2 protein-coding genes are annotated in these 1,657 nt (G+C 46.6%); both read right to left on the reverse strand.

The annotated features are described in order from the left end of the window. The coding region (locus WBV27_RS01770) for a PTS transporter subunit EIIC (protein ID WP_424198878.1) at window positions 1-1,184 on the reverse strand (1,184 nt) is incomplete at its 3' end. 282 nt (window positions 1,185-1,466) lie between these two features. Beyond that, window positions 1,467-1,657, reverse strand: a 191-nt coding sequence (locus WBV27_RS01775; protein ID WP_424198880.1) for a GNAT family N-acetyltransferase, incomplete at its 5' end; no start/stop codon positions are given.

The following is a 1,657-nucleotide window of genomic DNA, read 5'->3' on the forward strand; positions in this document are numbered from 1 at the left end:
ACGATCCAGATCCAGTTCGTTTTGGCATTCCCTTGCAGGATACCGTACAAGAACATGTCGATGAATCCGCCTGAGAAAGTCATGCCGACACCTACGCTGAACATATGCATCAGCATGTAAGCAGCACCGGCCAAAACAGCGTGAATGATATATAACGGTGTAGCAACAAACAAGAATGTGAATTCCAACGGCTCAGTGATACCTGTAAGCATGGAAGTCAAGGCAGCAGACAACAATAGTCCGCCGGCTTCTTTTCTTTTTTCTGGTTTAGCTGTGCGGTACATCGCTAAAGCAGCACCAGGCAATCCGAAGATCATCAACGGGAATTTACCTGACATGAAACGTGTAGCGGCAACACTGAAGATAGTTGTGTCAGGATCAGCTAATTGCGCGAAGAAGATGTTTTGTGCACCTTCGACCATTTTCCCGCCGACTTCCATCGTTCCGCCCACTGCTGTTTGCCAGAAAGGCAAGTAGAACACGTGGTGAAGACCGAAAGGAATCAACGCACGCTCCATGAAACCATAGAGCCATGTTCCAGCGTAACCGGAACCTTGTACCAAAGCACCGATCGCATTGATGCCTTCTTGCACTGGCGGCCAGATGTAAACCATCAGGATACCTACGAACAAGTAGACGATCGATGAGATGATCGGAACAAAACGAGTGCCTTCAAAGAATGAAAGAGCAGCTGGTAATTGAATTTTATAAAAGCGATTATGAAGTGCAGCAACACCCAAACCGACGATCATACCTCCAAAAACACCCATTTGTAATGACTCGATACCCAATACGTTTGAGATTGATCCTTCGATGAACTGATCTGCGCCGCCACGGGCTACGATCATAGCGCCGATGGATGAATGCATGATCAGGAAGGCGATGACAGCAGCCAAAGATGCAGTCGCTTTTTCAGCTTTCGCCATACCGATGGCACAGCCTACAGCGAAGATCAACGGCAAGTTCCCAAAGACAACCGATCCGGCCTGGTTCATTACGTTCAATACATCATAAATGAATGTCCCTTGACCCATCAGTTCCGTTAAACCATATGTTTCTAGTGTCGTAGCATTAGTAAATGACCCACCGATACCCAAAAAGAGTCCGGCTACTGGTAAAATGGCGATCGGCAACATGAACGAACGTCCAACACGCTGCAAAACACCAAAAAGTTTGTCCTTCATTTTTAATCCTCCAAATACGGACAAGGAAAGTTCCTTTGCGGAACAGGCGGACCCGTTCCAATTGCAACTGACCTCGTTCTCTTTATTTAAGCGGACGGAAAATGCAGGGGATGAATATAGCGCTTTCTTGCTCAATAAATGAAGATTCCGAAAGATAAGACACTTCGAATCCATAGCCATTATAACGCAACTGTCTTTTCATTAAAAGTAACAAGTAACATTTCGGACACAATTTTAAAAGCTTTTTCGAGAATGCCATTATGAAAACGTTTCATTGTATAGTCATCTTAATCCGAGCAACATCGTGCAAGAATTTTTCTGTTTTTTCAATACGCGGAATCCGTGACGCTCATAGAGCTTGCGCGCCGGGTTGGAGCGGGACACACTCAAGGAGACAGCCTCCAAATCCGTTGCCCGCAGATGAGTCAACATCCGCTCCAGCAGCGCCTTCCCGATGCCGCGCCCGCGGAAAG

It is taken from the genome of Trichococcus sp., assembly GCF_049589555.1.
GTDB lineage: Bacteria > Bacillota > Bacilli > Lactobacillales > Aerococcaceae > Trichococcus.